Annotated in this window: 15 protein-coding genes; 3 read left to right on the top strand and 12 right to left on the bottom strand. The window is 63.3% G+C overall.

What is annotated here, in order from left to right; all coding sequences use genetic code 11:
* Nucleotides 1-10 precede the first annotated feature (10 nt).
* Genes NKH41_RS07880 through NKH41_RS07870 form a run of 3 tightly spaced genes read left to right on the top strand, consistent with a single transcriptional unit; the run spans nucleotide 11 to nucleotide 3,739 of the window.
* The gene (locus NKH41_RS07880; protein WP_352470571.1) at nucleotides 11-292 is read left to right on the top strand and encodes a sarcosine oxidase subunit delta; all 282 of its coding nucleotides are present in this window, start codon (nucleotides 11-13) and stop codon (nucleotides 290-292) included.
* A complete protein-coding gene (locus NKH41_RS07875; RefSeq protein WP_352768599.1) occupies nucleotides 289-3,243 on the top strand; it encodes a sarcosine oxidase subunit alpha family protein in 2,955 nt (984 codons plus the stop codon). Before NKH41_RS07880 ends, NKH41_RS07875 begins: the two co-directional genes overlap by 4 nt.
* Nucleotides 3,236-3,739, top strand: a complete 504-nt coding sequence (locus NKH41_RS07870; protein ID WP_352768601.1) for a sarcosine oxidase subunit gamma — start codon at nucleotides 3,236-3,238, stop codon at nucleotides 3,737-3,739. The genes NKH41_RS07875 and NKH41_RS07870 overlap by 8 nt, the downstream gene beginning before the upstream one ends.
* Nucleotides 3,740-3,804: 65 nt before the next feature.
* On the opposite strand, the gene NKH41_RS07865 is transcribed toward NKH41_RS07870, so the two are convergent.
* The 12 genes from NKH41_RS07865 to NKH41_RS07810 all read right to left on the bottom strand — a co-directional run bounded on the left by NKH41_RS07865 (nucleotide 3,805) and on the right by NKH41_RS07810 (nucleotide 17,946).
* Nucleotides 3,805-4,269, bottom strand: a complete 465-nt coding sequence (locus NKH41_RS07865; protein WP_352768604.1) for a cupin domain-containing protein — start codon at nucleotides 4,267-4,269, stop codon at nucleotides 3,805-3,807.
* Between the two features lie 203 nt (nucleotides 4,270-4,472).
* Nucleotides 4,473-5,348, bottom strand: coding sequence for an aldose 1-epimerase (locus NKH41_RS07860; protein WP_352768606.1), 876 nt, complete (start codon nucleotides 5,346-5,348; stop codon nucleotides 4,473-4,475).
* A 5-nt stretch (nucleotides 5,349-5,353) separates the two neighbouring features.
* Complete coding sequence (locus NKH41_RS07855; protein ID WP_352684659.1) at nucleotides 5,354-6,154, bottom strand: FadR/GntR family transcriptional regulator; 801 nt, start codon at nucleotides 6,152-6,154, stop codon at nucleotides 5,354-5,356.
* Nucleotides 6,155-6,156: 2 nt separating this feature from the next.
* Nucleotides 6,157-7,101, bottom strand: coding sequence for an ABC transporter permease (locus NKH41_RS07850; protein ID WP_352540082.1), 945 nt, complete (start codon nucleotides 7,099-7,101; stop codon nucleotides 6,157-6,159).
* Nucleotides 7,102-7,154: 53 nt separating this feature from the next.
* Nucleotides 7,155-8,678, bottom strand: coding sequence for a sugar ABC transporter ATP-binding protein (locus NKH41_RS07845; RefSeq protein WP_352768608.1), 1,524 nt, complete (start codon nucleotides 8,676-8,678; stop codon nucleotides 7,155-7,157).
* Nucleotides 8,679-8,772: 94 nt separating this feature from the next.
* Nucleotides 8,773-9,756: a substrate-binding domain-containing protein gene (locus NKH41_RS07840; protein ID WP_352612514.1), complete on the bottom strand. Its 984-nt coding sequence runs from the start codon at nucleotides 9,754-9,756 to the stop codon at nucleotides 8,773-8,775.
* A 30-nt stretch (nucleotides 9,757-9,786) separates the two neighbouring features.
* Entirely contained in the window at nucleotides 9,787-10,563 is a 777-nt protein-coding gene (locus NKH41_RS07835; protein ID WP_352470580.1) for an SDR family oxidoreductase, read from the bottom strand.
* A gap of 5 nt (nucleotides 10,564-10,568) precedes the next feature.
* Nucleotides 10,569-11,741: a galactonate dehydratase gene (gene dgoD, locus NKH41_RS07830; RefSeq protein ID WP_352470581.1), complete on the bottom strand. Its 1,173-nt coding sequence runs from the start codon at nucleotides 11,739-11,741 to the stop codon at nucleotides 10,569-10,571.
* Nucleotides 11,742-11,949: 208 nt separating this feature from the next.
* Entirely contained in the window at nucleotides 11,950-13,455 is a 1,506-nt protein-coding gene (locus NKH41_RS07825) for an aldehyde dehydrogenase family protein (RefSeq protein ID WP_352768616.1), read from the bottom strand.
* Nucleotides 13,452-13,940 carry a (2Fe-2S)-binding protein gene (locus tag NKH41_RS07820; protein ID WP_352612510.1) on the bottom strand — a complete coding sequence of 163 codons (489 nt, stop codon included), beginning with the start codon at nucleotides 13,938-13,940 and terminating at the stop codon, nucleotides 13,452-13,454. Before NKH41_RS07820 ends, NKH41_RS07825 begins: the two co-directional genes overlap by 4 nt.
* Nucleotides 13,937-17,083 carry a molybdopterin cofactor-binding domain-containing protein gene (locus NKH41_RS07815; protein WP_352768618.1) on the bottom strand — a complete coding sequence of 1,049 codons (3,147 nt, stop codon included), beginning with the start codon at nucleotides 17,081-17,083 and terminating at the stop codon, nucleotides 13,937-13,939. The genes NKH41_RS07820 and NKH41_RS07815 overlap by 4 nt, the downstream gene beginning before the upstream one ends.
* Nucleotides 17,080-17,946: an aromatic ring-hydroxylating dioxygenase subunit alpha gene (locus NKH41_RS07810; RefSeq protein WP_352768923.1), complete on the bottom strand. Its 867-nt coding sequence runs from the start codon at nucleotides 17,944-17,946 to the stop codon at nucleotides 17,080-17,082. The genes NKH41_RS07815 and NKH41_RS07810 overlap by 4 nt, the downstream gene beginning before the upstream one ends.
* Nucleotides 17,947-17,948: the final 2 nt, after the last annotated feature.

The following is a 17,948-nucleotide window of genomic DNA, read 5'->3' as shown; positions in this document are numbered from 1 at the left end:
GCGGGACAAAATGCTGCGCATCGAATGCCCCTGCTGCGGCCCGCGCGACCATGACGAGTTCCGCTATGGCGGCGATGCCTCGGTCACGCGTCCAACCCATGACGATGCCGATCCGGAGGCCTGGTACCGCTACGTCTATATCAGGACAAACCCGGCCGGCCCGCACCGTGAATTCTGGCAGCACGTGACCGGCTGCCGGCAATGGCTGGTGGTCGAACGCGACACCCGCAACCACGCGATCGCATCCGTCGACTTCGCCAGGAAATCGACTGTCAGGAAACAACCGGCATGAGTTCGAACCGCAAACGCCTGCCAGCGGGTGGCCGCATCAGTCGCGAGGTGCCGGTAGATTTCACCTTCGATGGCCGCAAGCTGATTGGGTATCGCGGCGACACGCTCGCCTCCGCGCTGCTCGCCAATGGCGTCACTCTGGTCGGGCGCAGCTTCAAATATCATCGTCCGCGCGGCATTTTTTCCGCCGGGCCCGAAGAGCCGAATGCGCTGGTTACGCTCGGGAGCGCCGGCAGGCGCGAGCCGAACCTGCCGGCGACGACGCTGGAACTCGCCGATGGCATGGTCGTGGAGAGTCAGAACCGCTGGCCGTCGCTTGGCTTCGACGTGCAAAGCGTCAACGGCCTTTTCGCGCCGTTTCTGTCCGCCGGCTTCTACTACAAGACCTTCATGGGCCCGACGCGCCGCGCCTGGATGTTCTACGAACATTTCATCCGCAAGGCGGCCGGCCTGGGCAGAGCCGGCACCGGCCCCGATCCCGACCGCTACGAGGTTCATCATGCCTTCGCCGATGTCGCCATCGTCGGCGGCGGCCCGGCGGGATTGTCGGCGGCGCGGGCAGCCGCCGCGGCCGGCGCGCGGGTCGCGCTGATCGAGCAGGATTTTCTGCTTGGCGGCCAGCTTCTGGCGGAACCGTCCGACAGCGCAGCGGCCGCATGGCTGAGGCAGGCCGAGGCCGAGTTGGAGGGCTTCGAAACCGTCGCGCTGATGAAGCGGACGGCCGCTTTCGGCAGCTATGACGGCAATGTGCTTGGACTGGTCGAACAGCGCGATCCAACCGATCCGCAGCCGAATGGCGAGACACGCCAAACGGTCACCATGCTGCGCGCCCGCGCGATCGTTTTCGCCACCGGCGCCATCGAGCGGCCGATCGTGTTCTCGAACAACGACCGGCCCGGCGTCATGCTTGCCTCGGCCGCGCGGACCTACCTCAACCGTTTCGCCGTCCTGCCGGGCAAGAAAATCATCGTCGCCACCAGCAATGACGGTGCCTGGCGCACCGCCTTCGATTACGCCGCAGCCGGCGCGGAGGTGACGATTGCCGATCTGCGCGCCGTCCCGCCCGCAGCACTTGCCGCGGAAGCCGCACGGCTCGGCGTGGTGGTGAGGGCCGCAACGCGCATCGTCGACCTGCACGGCGGCCATACCGTCAGGCGCGTAACGCTCAATGGACCGGAGGGACAATCCTCGGCCGCCTGTGACCTCGTCTGCATCTCCGGCGGCTGGTCGCCAACCGTGCATCTCACCTCACACCTCGGTGTCAAACCTGTCTATCGCGACGACATTGACGGCTTCGTGCCGGGCGTCTTTTCAGCCAGCCAGTTCGGCGCCGGCGCAATGATAGGAGCTTATGCGACCGCCGCTGCCGTCGAGCACGGCCATCGCGCCGGCATCGAAGCGGCAGCCTCCTGCGGCAAGTCGGCGCCGGTGCCCGCTCCATCGAAACTCGATCTCGGCGAGACCGCTACGACGCTACTTCGCGAAGCCCCTTCGGTCGGACGTGGAAAAGCCTTCGTCGATTTCCAGATGGACGTGACGACCGGGGATATCGAGCTCGCCCATCGTGAAGGCTATGAATCGGTCGAGCATCTGAAGCGCTACACCACGCTCGGCATGGGCACCGATCAGGGCAAGACCAGCAATTTTCCCGCACTTGCCGCCATGGCAGCGCTGCGCGGCGCAACGATTCCCGAGACCGGCACCACGACCTTCCGCCCGCCCTATACGCCGGTGGCGATCGGCGCGCTTGCCGGACGCGCCGTCGGCCATCATTTCAAGCCGATCCGCCGCACGCCGATGCACGACTGGCACATGGCGAACGGCGCCGAGATGCTCGAGGTCGGGCTCTGGATGCGGCCCTATTTCTACCGGCAGTCGGGCCGCGACGTGAACGAGGCCTATGTTGCCGAAATGCGTACCGTGCGTCAGGCCGCGGGGCTGATGGACATCTCCACGCTCGGCAAGATCGATGTCCAGGGCCCGGATGCGGCAATCTTCCTCGACCGCGTCTATGCCAACGGCTTTGCCAAACTGGCGATAGGCCGCGCCCGCTACGGCGTCATGCTGCGCGACGACGGCATCGTCTTCGACGACGGCACCACGACGCGGCTAGCGGAAAACCGGTTCTTCATGACCACTTCGACCGCCAAGGCCGCCGATGTGCTGTCGCGTCTCGAATTCCTGCTCGACACGGCCTGGCCGGATTTGCGCGTGGCCGTTACCTCGGTCAGCGATGAATGGGCGGCGATGTCGGTTGCCGGGCCCAACAGCCGCGCAATCCTCGGTGTTGCTTTTCCTGGTCTCGACGTTTCCGACGCGGCGCTTCCGCATATGGGGCTACTCGAAAGCGAGTGGCAGGTCCGTGGGCTCCGCATCCTGCGCCTCAGTTATTCCGGCGAGCGCGCTTACGAAGTCTATGTCGGCGCCACTGCCGGTGAACAGCTCTGGAGCCGCTTGCTCGAAGCCGGCACACCCTTCGACCTGAAGCCTTACGGTGTCGAGGCGCTCGGCGCGCTGCGGGTCGAAAAGGGCCATGTCGCCGGACCGGAGATCGATGGGCGCACGACGCTCGACGATCTCGGCCTCGGCCGCATGGCCGGCAAGCGCAGCGGCTTCGTCGGCGATGTACTGCGCCGCCGCCAGGCCTATCAGGTGCCTGAGCGCCAGCGGCTGGTCGGACTGGAATGCGCCGAAGACGGCAAGCGCCTCCGCGGCGGGGCGATCCTGTTCCTGCCCGACGACAAGATCGAGGGCCATGGCCGCGGCCGGGTGACCTCGATCACCTTTAGCCCAGAACTCGACCGCTATGTCGGATTGGCCCTGCTTGCCGGTGATGTCGCGGCAGAAGGAAGCGAGGTCGTGGCGGTCTATCCGATGAAGGCCGAAACGGTTCGCGCCCGCGTTGTCTCGCCGGTATTCATCGATCCGCAGGGAGAACGGCTGCATGGCTAGCTTGACCTCTTCTCGGGATTTCAGTCTGTCCGTGGCGGATTGTCCGCTTATCCAGATCGAGGGCTGGGACGCGACACTGAGACAATTCGAAAAGAGCGTCTCGGCGTCGCTCAACACGAAACTTCCCGCTTCGGTGGGAGAGACGGTTCGCCACAAGGGCCTTTTGACCATCCGCGTTGCACCTCGCCGCCTTTGGCTGGCTCTCGACGAAGGCACAGAAGCGCCAGCCCTTGTCGTCGACCCCGATCTCGGCTGTTCCGTGCCCCTCGGGGAAGGTCGTGTTCGTTTGAAAATGGCCGGCCCTGGTATCGCAAGGCTTCTGTCCGGCTGCATTACCGTCAACTGGCACGCGCCGACCGCCGCTCCGGGCCGCGCCGTGCAAACATCCTTCCATCACGTGCCCGTGCTCTTCCTGCGCACCGGCGAGACCGCGTGCGAACTCATCGTGCCGCGAAGTTTTTCGCGAAGCCTCTCGGATTGGATTGCCGACGGCTAGCCAATACCGGTTCCTCGGGCAAGGGCCGGCTTTAGCGGCGGTCCAAGCCGCCATCACGAAGCCATCTACTCTCTTGCCGGCCAGTCCTGCAGGAGCGTAATCCCAAACTTCGGCGCGGCTACTTTGAGCCGCTCGATATCGGCAGGCGTTGGCGGCCCGACCACCTCTCCCTTGCTGCGTTCATGGCCACCTTCGGCGAGAAACTGCTCGAACACACTTGGCGTGTCTATCAGGATATAGCGAACGAGCTGATTGCCGGGATTCATAAGCTGGTGCGGGATGCCCCGCTTCAAAAACATGCTCTCGCCGGGCGAGAGCGTTCGGACCACACCGTCCACAATTGCGGTCAAGTGCCCTTCGATGACGTAGACCGTCTCGTCGTCATTCGCATGAACATGGATTGGCGTTTTGGTGCGCCCGTCGCTTCTGTTTTCGAACAGACTCAACAAGCCTCCCGTCTGTTCGCCGGACACCAGTCGCTTCATGACGATGCCCGCGAGCACGAATTCTTTTGGTTCAACATCCGTCATTGATCCAATCCTGCCAGGCACATTTGGTGGGCCGTCAAGCAGACGAGCTGCGCAGCGACATCCGGCAAACGTCGAACTGGCTCACGGGTTCCCGGTCGCCGGAGTTCCCTCTTCCCAAGCTCCGTTTGGACGAAAAGACGGCTTCGTTGTCACCGGACATGCAGGCCGACATCCGCCAATTCGAGGGCGCCGCAGAGGTCCGCCTAACTGACGGCAAAGCTGCAGCGGGCTGCCAGGCTCTCGCCGGGCCCAAGCACCGACAGTCCATTCCATTTGTCGATCGAACCCCGATTATGAGCATCGACAACATGACTGACCGGTTCAAAACAGAAGAAGTCGCTCTCGTCCGATGGCGAATAGACCAGGTAGAAATTCAACGGCGATGAAGCTTCAATCCGCAGGCTGCAACTGTGCTCCGGCCACGATATGGTAGCGACACCGTTCCAACCGGCAAACAGATTGTTTATCCATCCACTCGGCAATACGACTGGGGCGCCGAAATTCCAATCAGGACGGGTTTTGACATCCACACATCGTTCAGGGAGATGGTTGGGCCGTTCGAGGCAAACCTGTGATGCCGCGGCGTGAAGCGTGGTCAACGCTGTTCTCGGGAACCATGGATGGATGCCAAGCCCGTACGGCAATCTGATCGATGCCCGATTGACGATGCGAAGTTTCAGCTCGAGCCCCTGTCCGGCGAGCGCGTAGCTCACCTCGGCGCGATATCGGTATGGGCCGGGCCCGTTGCTGATGAGCGACAGCTTTGCGTTGTCCTGCGTTACGCTGTCGACGTCCCACTCGCTCGAAAATCCATTGCCGTGAATGGGAAAGGGCTCGCGTGCAACATTGGCAGGCAGTTCGTGGAATTTGCAGTCGAATGTGAACCCGCCGCCCGAGATGCGATTTGACCATGGCAAAAGCAGGTTGCAGGCAAGGTCGAACGGGTTGCTGCTCCCGCCGTTCGGCCAAGGCCTGAAGAGCGGCACGCGTCCATGGTCCAGTCTCGCAAGACCTGCCCCAAGCGATGGGACGATTTCAGCAGACAGGTCTCCGCTTCTGATCTTGATCGTCCCGACCATCCGCTTCAGACGGTACTGGCCTTGGCAGCGGCGATCGGCTGTTGATGGCGGCCTTTGCGAGCCACTGCAAGAAGGTCGTTCGACGCGATCCCGATGAGCGCCTTCATCTGATCGTGTGCATCGTCGGCCCTCCGCATCCTGATTGCCTCCAGCACGTCGCCATGCGCGCTCAGCGTCTGCTGGTAATTAGCGGTGGCCGATGTGGTCAAGCGGAAGGAGAAGCTGAGGGCGGCCGCAAGCATATTGCCGAGATTGGCGAACACCGGGTTGCGGCTGGCACGCAGGATGGCCGTATGAAACCTGACGTCGGCATCGAGACACGCAGCGAGATCATCCTGCGGAGCAATGCGCATGGCTTCATAGGCCGCTTCGATGACCGCGAGATCGCCTGACGTCGCCATCTTGGCCGCAAGTTGGGCGGCAGCGGGTTCAATGACCAGCCGCGCCTCGATCAATCCTCGGACGAAATCGAGATCGGGCTCGATATCGCGCATCCATTCCAGAACCTGTGCATCCAGCCTGTTCCATTCGCTCGACACGCGCACACGCGTCCCGGCCCGCTTGCGCGCCTCGATCAATCCTTTCGCCGAAAGCGTCAGAAGAGCATCGCGAAGCGCGGTGCGGCTCGCCCCGTAGATAACGCAAAGCTCGGCTTCCGTCGGCAGGACGGAGTGCTGGGCGTAGGAGCCGGCGAGGATGCGCTGTCCGAGATCGCGTGCGATGCGATCCTTGAGCGATGACGTGGTGCCATCTGCGGCAGGAATGTCCTGCTTGCCTTGGCCAGTCGAAGCGATCGCCGCGTCCATCGTCATGTCCTGTTCAAGTGGTACTCGGCAATTACCACAGCAAGTATCAGCAGCGAGCCCTTGGCAAGCAACTGATAGAAGGTTGGCACGGACGTCAGTATCATTCCGTTGTTGAGGACGCCAATGATGGCGACGCCCAGCAGTGCGCCGACGATCGTGCCCTTGCCGCCCTGCAAGGCGCAGCCACCAAGAACGGCCGCTGTGATGGCCTCGAGTTCCAGGCCTTGGGATCCGGATACGGGCTGCCCGGAGCCGGTACGGGCAGCCAACAGAATCCCGGCCAATCCGGCCGCCACTCCACTCATGATGTAGATGCCGACGCGGTAGCGGTTGATATCGATGCCGGAGAAGCGTGCGACAACGGGATTGCCGCCCAGGGCATAGATGTTGCGGCCAACGATCGAGCGGGCAAGGAAGAGATGGAACACGATCGCGGTCAGCAAGAGAATCCAGATCAGCAGAGGCAGGCCGAGGATTCGTCCGATCCCGATGAAGCGGAAAGTCTCGCTGAAAATCGCGATCGATTGCCCGTCGGACATGATGAACGCGATGCCGCGGAAGATCGCCATCGTACCGAGAGTCGCGATGACAGCGTTGACCCGCCCATAGGTGATGATGATGCCGTTCACGAGGCCGGCAAGACCGCCCAGGACCAGGCCGGCAAGAATGCCCGCGGCGGGTGATCCGGTGGCCTGGATGGCCATTGCCGTCGATACTGTGGTCAGACCGACAATTGCGCCGACGGCAATATCGAGCCCTCCGGCGACAATAACCACGGTCTGGCTCATCGCCAGAACGCCCAGGATGGTAATGCCTAGACCGATGTTCAGCAGGTTTCGGCTGGAGAAGAACACGTCGCCTCTCAGGGTGCCGAAAATGAGCACGAGAATGGCGAGAGCAACAAGAAGGCTTATGTTGTGAATGCCGATGCGCTCTGCGATGCGCAAGGAAGCGCGCCTTTTGCCGGTTTGCGTTGTTGCTGTCCTGAGCTCAAGGCTGTTCACTGAATTTGTCCTCCAAGCGATGCTGCAGATTGAGGCATGGCATGTCTCAGGATCGTGGCCTCGTCGATGTCAGGGCGGGAAAGTTCGGCCGTGATCCGGCCTCCAGCCATAACAAGCACCCTGTCGGCCAGCCCGATCAGTTCCGGCATTTCCGAGGAAATCAGGATTATGCCGATGCCGCTGGCGGCGAGTTCGTCGATCAGGCGATAGATTTCCGCCTTGGCGCCGATGTCGATGCCGCGGGTCGGCTCGTCGAGGATGAGAAGCATCGGCTGCCGCGCAAGCCAGCGCGCGAGAACGACCTTCTGTTGGTTGCCACCCGATAATTTCGAAACCTGTTCGTCGAGGTTAGGCGCCTTGATCGACATCTTTGCTGCAAGCGGTGAGACGATCTCCAGTGCCTTGCGCCGGTTGAAGAAGCCGAAGGTCGACGTTCTGTCGGGCACGCAAAGCGAGGCGTTATCAAGAATGCTTCGGAACAACAGCAGCGCCTCGTGCTTGCGGTCTTCCGGGGCAAAGCCGATGCCCGCCACGATCGCTGCATGCGGACTGTTGGGGCCAACGGGCACACCATTCATCGTTATGGTTCCGTCGAGGCGCCTATCATAGCCGACAATCGCCTTTGCCAGTTCGGATCGACCCGCACCCATAAGGCCGGCAATGCCGAGCACCTCGCCACGGCGGACCTTGAGGCTCACATCGGTGACGTGGTCGGTGGTCAGGCCCGCCACCTCCAGCAACGGTTGCCCCGATTGCCACGTCTCGCGCGTAAACAGATCGGCTATGTCGCGGCCCACCATGAGCTTGGCTATGGTCTGCTCGCTGGCACCGGCAGCGGGGGAATCATCGACCAGCCGGCCGTCCCGCAACACGACAATGCGATCCGCAAGGTCGATGACCTCGTTCAGCCTGTGAGAGATGTAGACGATCGAAGTGCCCTCGCCGCGCAGCCGGCGAATTACTGAAAACAGACGGCGCGCTTCGTCGTCGGTCAGTGACGAGGTCGGCTCATCGAATGCGATCAGCCGGCCGCCGGCACGTATGGCGCGCATGATTTCGATCATCTGGCGCTGTGCCGGACCGAGTGTGCTGCAGAGTTGACGCGGCAGCATATCCTGCTGCATGCCGAAGGTCGCAAGCACCTTATCGGTCTGGTCCTCGAGCCTGTGCCAGTCGAGCAGGACGCCTGCCAGCCGCGGCAGTTCGCCGACGAAAATGTTCTCGGCCACGGTCAGGTTCGGAACGATCTCCGGCTCCTGATGGATGACGCGTATTCCGGCTCTGTGGCTGTCGCGCGGTTCGCTGAAAACGATCGGCGTGGAGCCATGCAGCACGGTGCCGGTGTCCGGTGCGAACACGCCCTCGAGAATTCGCATCATTGTCGACTTGCCGGCGCCATTCTCGCCAACCAGGGCAAGCACCTCTCCTGGCCGAAAGGCAATCGAGACATTGTCGAGCGCCTGCACGACGCCGAAGCGCTTCGATATCCTGTCGAGCGAGAAGAAATCCGATTGCGTCAAAAGCTCACTCCCGAGGATCGATCCCGTGTGCCCGTCGACGAACTGCCGGCCCAAAGAGCGTCATGCGCACTGCGGCGCATGACGCATATCTGGTTCAGTGGCAGAGCTTGGCTTTGTAGTCCGACGCAAAATTGTCGGCGGTGATGTATTCCGGGTCAGTGAAGGATTGAACGGGAAGCTTGGTTCCGTCCTTGATGGAGGCCAAGAGAATCTTCACCGCCAGCGCGCCATGATTTTCCGAATTGAGCCACATCGTACCACGGAACGCCGAGGGCTTTCCGGATCCGAAGGCATCGCAGGCGCGGCTCCCGTCGATGCCGATCCCCATGCCCTGGTCTGCGGAATAGCCAGCATTCTCCAGTGCTCGCGCACCACCCAGCACGCCGTCATCGTTGCATGAATAGAATATCCAGTTCGTGACGCTGGGATTGGCCGTCAGTGTGGTGGTCATCACGTCGATGGCGTTGACCATCGTGTTGTCGTAGGGGACGCGAACGATGTTGCCCGGCTTGAAATCGGGCACCGCCTTCAGGAACGCTTCTTCCGCGCCCTTGTTGCGCTGCATGCAGGTATCGGCCTTGCGGTCCTCGATCGAGGCGATGCGCACTTCTTTGCCCGCCCAGCCTTCAGCCTTGTAGAGCTTGGCAAGCTCTTCGCCCACCCGCGCACCGATATTGTAAGCATTCATGCCGACATAGGGGACCTGGGTGCCATCCTGGTAGTAGATATCGTCGTCCACCGCCACCAAGGGAATTTTTGCGGCCTTTGCTTTCTCCGCGATGACCGGTCCCAGTGCCTTGTCGGGGACAACGATGGCGATGCCTTTCACGCCATCGCCGACCATCGTATCGAAGGTCGTGATCGTCAAATTGGCGTCGAACTGAACGTCCTGCGACACGAACGCGGCCCCTGCCGCCTCAGCCGCTTTCTTGGCGCCGCCGACTTCGGCGACGAACCATGGGTGGTCTCCCATCTTGTTGATGTAGCCGATCTTGATGTCGTCTGCGCTTGCTGTGCCACTCATCAGTCCGGCAGCCAGTACCGCAAATGTCGCCAAAGCCTTTGTTGTGGTTTTCATGAAGATCCTCCCTGAGCTCAATGGTGGTTGCTAGTCGTGGTAGAGAACCGAGCGCCCACCATCGATGGTGATCGTCTCGGCATTTATGAACGGCGCTTCGTCCGAAGCGAGGAAAACCGCCGTCATTGCAACCTCGTCCGGCCGGCCAATTCGCTTGGGCGGATGGAGGTCGTAGGCTCGCCGCTTCTCCTCGGCGGGGTTCGGGAATGTGTTCCAGTAGGCTTCCGCGATCGGCGTCTCGATATAGCCGGGGGCTATCGCGTTCACCCGGATACCGCGTGCGGCATATTCGATGGCCAGCGAACGGGTCAGGCCCAAAAGTGCATGCTTGGCGACCGGATACGGGAACGTATGGGGAATGATCTGGAAGGCGTGGCAACTCGCTATGTTGACGATGGACCCCGAGCCCTTCGCCAGCATCGTCGGCAAAACCGCCTTGGCGCAGAACCACGCGGCCTGGAGGTCGAGCTTGAGGCAGCGCTCCCATTCCTCATCCGGCATCAGCAATGGTTCGTAGAACACGTTGGCACCGGCATTGTTGACCAGAATGTCGACGCCGCCATAGGCCGTGATCGTGCCGGCGACCATGTCCGCGACCGCGGATGTGTCCGTGACATCCGTCTCGACGAACAATACGTCGGCGCCTCCGGCACGCAATTCGTCGGCGACCGCTTTGCCGCTTGCCGCATTCAGTTCGGCAATGACGGTCTTTGCCCTATGTGTTGCAAAAGCCCGGGCGGTGGCGGCACCTATGCCTTGGCCGGCGCCCGTGATGATTGCGATCTTTCCTTGCAGCCGGCCTGCCATTGCATTCACCAGTCGACCACGGTGCCGTCCGGCATGACGGCATTGCGGGCATGCAGCACTTCCTGCTTGAAGGGGTGACGCGCGATGACGTCCTCATTGACGGTGACGCCAAGGCCCGGCAGATCGGGCAGGTCCCAGCGGCCTGGTTTACGCCGAATTGGCCAGGTAACGACGTCGTCGTACCAGGCGACGGCACCGGACATCTCCTCCTGAATGACGACGTTTGGCGTCGATATGCCGAAGTGAAGAGCAGCGACGCCAGCGATCGGACCGAGCGGGTTGTGCGGCGCAAGGCCGATGCCTGCCGTTTCCGCCATGGCCGCGATCTTCTTTGTCTCCAGCAGACCGCCAGTGTGGCAAATATCAGGCTGGGCAATGTTGAAGGCACGGGCTGCGATCGAGTGCGTGAATTCGCGACGCCCGATCAGCCGCTCGCCGGAAGCGATCGGCACGGCCGATCGCGCCGTGATATGCGCCAGTCCGGCAACATCTTCGGGCGGCACGGGTTCTTCCGCGAACATGATGCGGGCCGGCTCGATTGCTCTGAGGTAGTCCATCGCAGCGTTAACGGATGCAGGGCGTCCATGGAAATCGACCATGATGTCGATGTCCGGACCTATGGCCTCGCGAAGTGAGCCAACCATGTTGGCGACAGAATCAACGGCTTTCGCAGGCGATGCGTAGTGGGTGTAGGGAATGCAGACGACCTTGACAGCGTCGTAGCCTGCCTGCGTCACGATGCGTCCGCGTTCCACGATCGCGTCCGCGGATCCGGTCTCATAGACCGCCTTCATGTCTCCGAGGCCGAGATGCGTATAGGTGCGCAGATAGTCGCGAACCTGTCCGCCCAGAAGGCGCCAGACGGGGACGCCCAATGACTTGCCCAGGATGTCCCAGAGCGCGATCTCGATGCCGCTGACGGCAGACATTCCCTCGACGCCAAGACGCCAAAATCCGTGGCGCGTAAGTATCTGGTAGCACTGCTCCACGTTGCGCGGATCCTGCCCGATGAGCAGGGCCTCAAGGTCCTGAAGCGCCCCAACGACGGCTCGGGTCTTCCATTCCAGCGTTGCCTCACCCCAGCCAAACAGCCCGGGCTCGTCGGTTTCGACCCGGACGAAGACCCAGTTGCGCATTTCCGCATTGCAGACGCGCGCCTTGATGGCCGTGATTTTCATCGGTCCTCCCAGACCTGCCGCCTTTTTTCGATGGCAATATGTATGATTTATTACGGATAATATGGACGAGTCAAGTGCAACGTCGATGTGGACCAGCGCCGCCAAGGAACTGGTCCTCAGGAGGATCCGAGCAATTTTCGATCAATCCTTGTCCGCCGATGGAAGGGCTGTCAGCCTCCGATCCGCGAACATCGCGGAAAAGGCGCGGCTAAATCACCGCGCAGACCGTTTTCGTCTCGAGATAGTTCTCCAGGCCCGGTGCGCCGTTCTCATAGCCCCAACCGGATTGCTTGTGGCCGCCCTTCGGCAGTTCCGGCGAGAAGTAGGAATGGCAATTGATCCAGACGGTGCCCGACCGGATACGTGCGGCAAGGCGATGCGCAGTGGATAGGTCGCGGGTCCAGACGCTTGCGGCGAGGCCGTAGGGCGAGTCGTTCGCAAGGCTTATCGCCTCCGCGACATCGTCGAACGGTGTCACGGCAACGACCGGGCCGAAGATTTCCTCGCGCATCATGCGCATGTCCGGGCGCACGCCGGTAACCACGGTCGGCTCGAAGAAGTTGTCGAAGCGCCGGCCGCCGGCGATGATCTCGGCGCCGCTGGAAGCACCATCGCCGACGTAGAAGGCGACGCGCGCAGCCTGGGTTCCGTTGACCAGCGGACCAAGGTCGGTATCCGGGTCAAGCCCGTGTCCGAGACGCAGCTTTCGCGCCTCTTCCGCCAGCCCCTCCGCCAGACGGTCGTAGATCGAGCGATGCGCATAGACACGCGAGCCGGCGACGCAGACCTGGCCGGCATTGGCGAAGATCCCCCGAGCCACTCCGGGGATTGCGAGCCCCATGTCCGCATCGGGCATGATGATGGCCGGCGACTTGCCGCCCAGCTCGAGCGTCAGCTTCTTCAGATTGCCGCGCGCTGCGGAGACGATCATCTTTCCGACTTCCGTCGAGCCGGTGAAGGCGACCTTATCGACATCGGGATCTGCAGCCAATGCTGCGCCCACGGTTTCACCGAGACCGGTCACGATATTGACGACGCCGTCCGGCAAGCCGGCTTCGATCATCAGTTCGCCGAGCCTGAGCGCGGTGAGCGACGTTTCCTCAGCTGGCTTGAGCACGATCGTACAGCCGGCGGCAAGCGCCGGGGCGAGCTTCATCGAGGCCATAAGCAGCGGCGAATTCCATGGCGTTATGGCAGCCACGACACCGATCGGCTCTCGCACCGTGTAGGCGAAAATCTTGCTGCCCACCGGTTGGTAGCTGATGGAGGTGGGGATGGTCGTGCCGAGGATTTTCGTGGCAAAACCGGCAAAATAGCGGAACTGCTCGGCCGAGGCGGGAATCTCGGCGAAGCGCGAGGTCTTCAGCGACTTTCCTTGGTCAAGCGTCTCGAGTTCTGCAAGCTCATCGGCATGGCGTTCAATCAGGTCGGCGATGCGCCATAGCAGCTTGCCGCGTGCCGACGGTGTCATGTCGCGCCAGCTCTCGCCTTCGAAAGCAGCACGCGCCGCAGCAACGGCGCGCCCGGCGTCATCGGCTGTGCCTTGCGCCAGCAGCGCGAGCGTGTCGCCATTCGCAGGATCGGTCGCGGGCAAGGTTGCGCCATCGCTGGCGTCGCACCAGCCGCCGCCGATCAGGTGCCGCATTCTGGGTTTGGCCAGGAACGCCTCGACGCCTGCGTGCCTGGCTGCACCGTTTCGAATGATGACCGTCATGTCCGTACCCCGCAAGCGAACGCCTCGACCGCCGCGAGGGCACCGCGGATGATGGAATGATAGCCGGTACAGCGGCAGATATTGCCTTCGAGCGCAGTGCGGATCTGAGACTCGTCTGGAGCCGGATTCTCCAGCAGCAGAGCGGTCAGCGCAACAGTGATGCCGGGTGCGCAGTAGCCGCACTGGAAAGCGTTTTCGGCCGCCAGAGCCTGGCGCAGGACAATGGCTTCGGGAAGGTCGTCGAAACCCTCCGGCGTGATGATGGTGGCCCCGTCGAGTTGCCACGACATGAGCAGACAGCCATTGACCGCGCGATCGTCCATCAGCACGGAACAAGCGCCGCAGCGGCCGATGCCGCAAGCCATCTTGGCGGCAGTCATGCCGAAATGATCGCGCAGCAGGTCGATCAGGCGCAACTCGGCGGGCACGGCCAGCGCCTGGCGGCAGCCGTTTAGGTTAAAGGTAATCGCGATCTCGGCACTCACGCTGCACTCCTCTGCAGGGCGTCGAGTACCCATTCAGGATCGACCGGGAGGCGCTCGGGCCAAGCCCCTGTGGCGTCCGCAATCGCGTTGACGACGGCTGGCGTCACGGCACCAATGCCAAGCTCACCAACTCCGCGCGGGCCGAACGGGTCGTCCTCGTCCAGATCCTCCAACGCGAAGGTCGCGAAGCTTTCCGGCGTGTCGGCAATGCCTGGCAGCATGTAGAAATCGAGGTTGCCGGCAAGATCCCGGCCATCCCGCATAGCCGCGTCCTCAGTGAGGGTGAAGCCCAGCCCCTGGACGCCGCCGCCTTCGATCTGGCCAAGATAGGCGGCAGCATCGAGCATCGGTCCGGCCGCGGTATGCTGATGGAGCTCGAGCACGCGTACCTGCCCAGTGATGCGGCTCACGGCAACGCGCGCCAGTGTCGCGCCGAAGGCGAAGATCAGGCGTGCATTGCCTTCCAGATAGTCCGATTTCGGAAACTCGAAGCTGACGGCAGCAGCTGGCAGCCGGTCGGGAGGCAACGCCTCGGCAAGCTCGGCGAAACTCAAGAGCAGTGACCCGCTGTTGGAATGTCGCTCGACGATACCGCCGGGTGCCAGCGCCAGCGTCCCGGCTTCGCGGCAAAGCAGCTGGCCCGCTGCTGCCAGGAGGTCGCGCGTAAAAGGTGGTGCGGCGACTGCTGCGACCCGCCAAACCACGTGAGTGCCGCGCGAGGCGGTGGAGGAGCCGGATTCGGGCGTCGCCGCCGTATCACCGGTGACCGGCCGGACATCGTCGCGGCCGCAGCCGAGCGCTCCGGCGACCGCGGCCTTCACCGAGGTGAGCAGGCCTTGTCCCATCTCGTCCAGGCCATAGAGCGCTTCGATCATGCCATCCGGAGCCAAGCGCAACGCGCCTCCGGCCGGGTCCGGCGGCAGCGTGCCTAGTCCATTGCCTTGATAGTTCATCGCCATCCCGACGCCGATCGTCTCAGAGCCGTCGAACGACGGACCACGCGGCTTGGCCCAGATCGAGTCAGCAGCGGCGGCTTGTAGCATCTCGGCCAGACGTTCGGACGGCGCGACCTGCTGGCCGAGATGGCCTCGCGTGCCAGGCTCGCGCAAATTGCGGCGCCGTATCTCGATAATGTCGATGTCGGCGGCTTCGGCCAGCCGGTCCAGCTGGCACTCTACCGCGAAGGCCATCTGGTTGGCACCGAAGCCACGAAACGCGCCGCAGACGCCGTTATTGGTATAGGCGAGCCTGCCCGAGCTGAGGACGTTGGGAACGACATATGGCCCGCAGGCGTGTTCGAGCGCCGTCTCAAGCACGCCCGGACCGAGCGACGCGTAGGCGCCGGCATCCGCGATCACATCCACCTGTTGGGCGAGCAGACGACCCTCGGCGTCGCAGGCGGTGCGCATATGGATGTGCATGGCATTGCGCTTGGTACCCGCGATGACGGATTCCGCCCGGTCGAGATGCAGCCGTACGGCGCGTCCGGTCTTCAGCGCCAGCAGGGCCAGGGCCGGCTGCACGGTCAGCTCGTCCTTGCCGCCGAAGGCGCCGCCAGTCGGGCTGGTGACCACCCGTATCCGCTCTTGCGGCATACCGAGGATGCGCGAGAGCTGCATGCGGTCGCGGCGGCCATGCTGCCCACCGGCAAAGACGTTCAGGGTACCATCCGTGCAGACGAAAGCGTAGCCGCCCTCCGTCTCCATAAAGCCGTGCATCTGGCTCGGCGTTTCGTAGACAGCCTCGACGATATGAGCTGCCTTGGCAAAAGTCGCGGCGGCATCGCCACGCGTGAACTCGAAGCTGCACTGTAGATTGCCTGAGGCGTGGACCGGCTCGGCTCCAGCGGCGAGTGCCTGTTGGGGATCGCTCACAATTTGCAGCGGCTCGTATTCGACGCTGACGAGAGCAAGCGCGCGTTCGGCCGTCTTCGTGTCAACAGCGGCAACGGCAGCAACAGCGTCGCCGAAATAGCGGACCTTGTCGAAGCACAGTGCAGGCTGATCCTGCACGACAATGCCGAAGGCATTGCTGCCGGCGATGTCGCGGTGCGTGACAACCGCCGCGACTCCTGGCAGCGCCTCGGCCGCGCTCGTATCGATGGAAACGATCCTTGCATGGGGAATGCCGGCACGCCGAATGCGCCCGACCAGCATGGCGGGCTCGCGATGGTCGGTCAGGTATTCGAGCCTGCCTGCGATTTTCGGCGCAACGTCCGGCCGCTGGTGCCAGCGTGCGCCGATCTCCGATCGCGACACGAGAATTTCGGCAGGTGGATTTCCGGACGGCACGGTCCGCCGGCGCGGCGAATGTGCTCCTTGGGACAACTTTCCGCCAAGCCCGAAGACCAGCGCATTCGCCACGACACTGCGCCGATAGCGGTCGGACCGCCATGCATCATCGATCGCCGGCGCCTCTCCGAGAATTGCGGCGTGCAGCTCGGCCCAATCGATCTCCTGCAGGCGGCGGCCGACAAGCAGTGCTTCAGCGCGACTGAGCCGGGCCGCTTGCCCGCCTCCGCTGGCCGCGAGCCGCGCGACGGTGATGCGATCATACGCTGTCTCGACCAGCCCGGCGACACCGGCCACGCTTGGGGTGAATGCGGCGCGCAGGCCGACTTTGCGATGGGCCCAGCGAGCGGTAGGTTGCGGTCGAACAATGACCGCCTCGATGAGGTCCATTGATGGCGTGTCAGCCAGCCATTGCGCGAGCGGCACGACGGCGTGTCCGGCCGGTGAGGCGATCTCCAGCTTGGCGTCGGAAGCGAGCAGGGCCGGCAGAAGGCAACCCGTGCGCCCCGCGACGTTGCCGCCCAGCGTTGCGAGATTGCGGACGGCGGGTCCCGCCGTGGCGCGGACTGCGGCCGCGAGCAGAGGCAAATTCTCGCCTATCGCCCGGTCACGCTCCAAGGCACCCAGTGTCGTCAGTGCGCCGATGCGAAAGCCGTCGTCGGCCGGTTGGATGCCCTTCAGGCAGGCGATACGGCCGATGTCGATGAGGCGCCGCGGCTTTGGCAGGCCCTTCGCCCAGCCGAGCTGCAGCGCCGTGCCCCCGGCGACCAGTTGCGACGCGCCCTCGCCTGCCAATGACAGCGCGTCGGCAACGGAGGTCGGGCGAAGCACCTGGAGACCCGGCTCGGTCATGTGGCTCTCGCGGTCGTGCCGAAACGGATGCCTTTTTCCTTCAGCCAGCGGCGGTAGGCGATGGAGGACCCGTCGGCGCGGGTCGGGATTTCCATCCGCGGCTCGAGTGGAAGGCGCAGCGGCCGCTGGTTCTCCACGATGAGCCGGTCTTGCAGGAAGATGACCTGTTCGAAGTTGAGCAACGCCGTCTGCGTCGAAGCCGAGTCGACGAGATACATGACCGGCTGGGCGCGGCAGAGGTCTTCCTCGATGGGCTGGATGAACAGCGCGATTGCGTCGAGCCGGTCCGGCGCCACGGGGCACACGCGATAGAGCATCACCACGAATGGGCTCGGCACGCGATAGGTCAGATGCACGAACGCGCCTGAGCTTTCCGTGGCGGCGATGCGCGGCTGGAAGAACGTGCAGTTGGTCGCCCAGACCTCGTCCACGTCGCGACGTATCTCGCTCAGGTACGCAGGCACCTCCGTGTGCGGCTCCGAGCCGAGAATGTCGGTATGCACGAAGGGGAAATGCGCCATGTCGAGGAAGTTCTCCACGACACGCAAACCCGAAGCCCGCATCGTCACCCAGCCGCAGGGCACGTAGCGGCGGTCGGGTTCCGATGCCTCGGCGATCTCGAAGATTTCCTTCCCGGGCAGGCCCAGCGTCGTCCAGACGCAGCCGTAGCGCTGCCGGACGGGCAGCGCGGGGCCGCGGTTGCCGTCGTCCAGGACCTCCCGAACCGTGATTTCGCCCGTGATGTCACGGACCAGTTCGATGTCCTGGCCGAGCAGCCGCGTATGGCTCGGCGCGCCATCCAGGTCGGCGACCGTCTCCACCGCGTACCAATCGTCCAGTGCCGCCCTGTCCGTCGTCTTCATCA

This window comes from Mesorhizobium sp. M1169 (assembly GCF_040318345.1).
Lineage (GTDB): Bacteria > Pseudomonadota > Alphaproteobacteria > Rhizobiales > Rhizobiaceae > Mesorhizobium.
The sequence above is the reverse complement of the archived record's forward strand: the minus strand, read 5'-3'. Positions and strand labels throughout refer to the sequence as shown.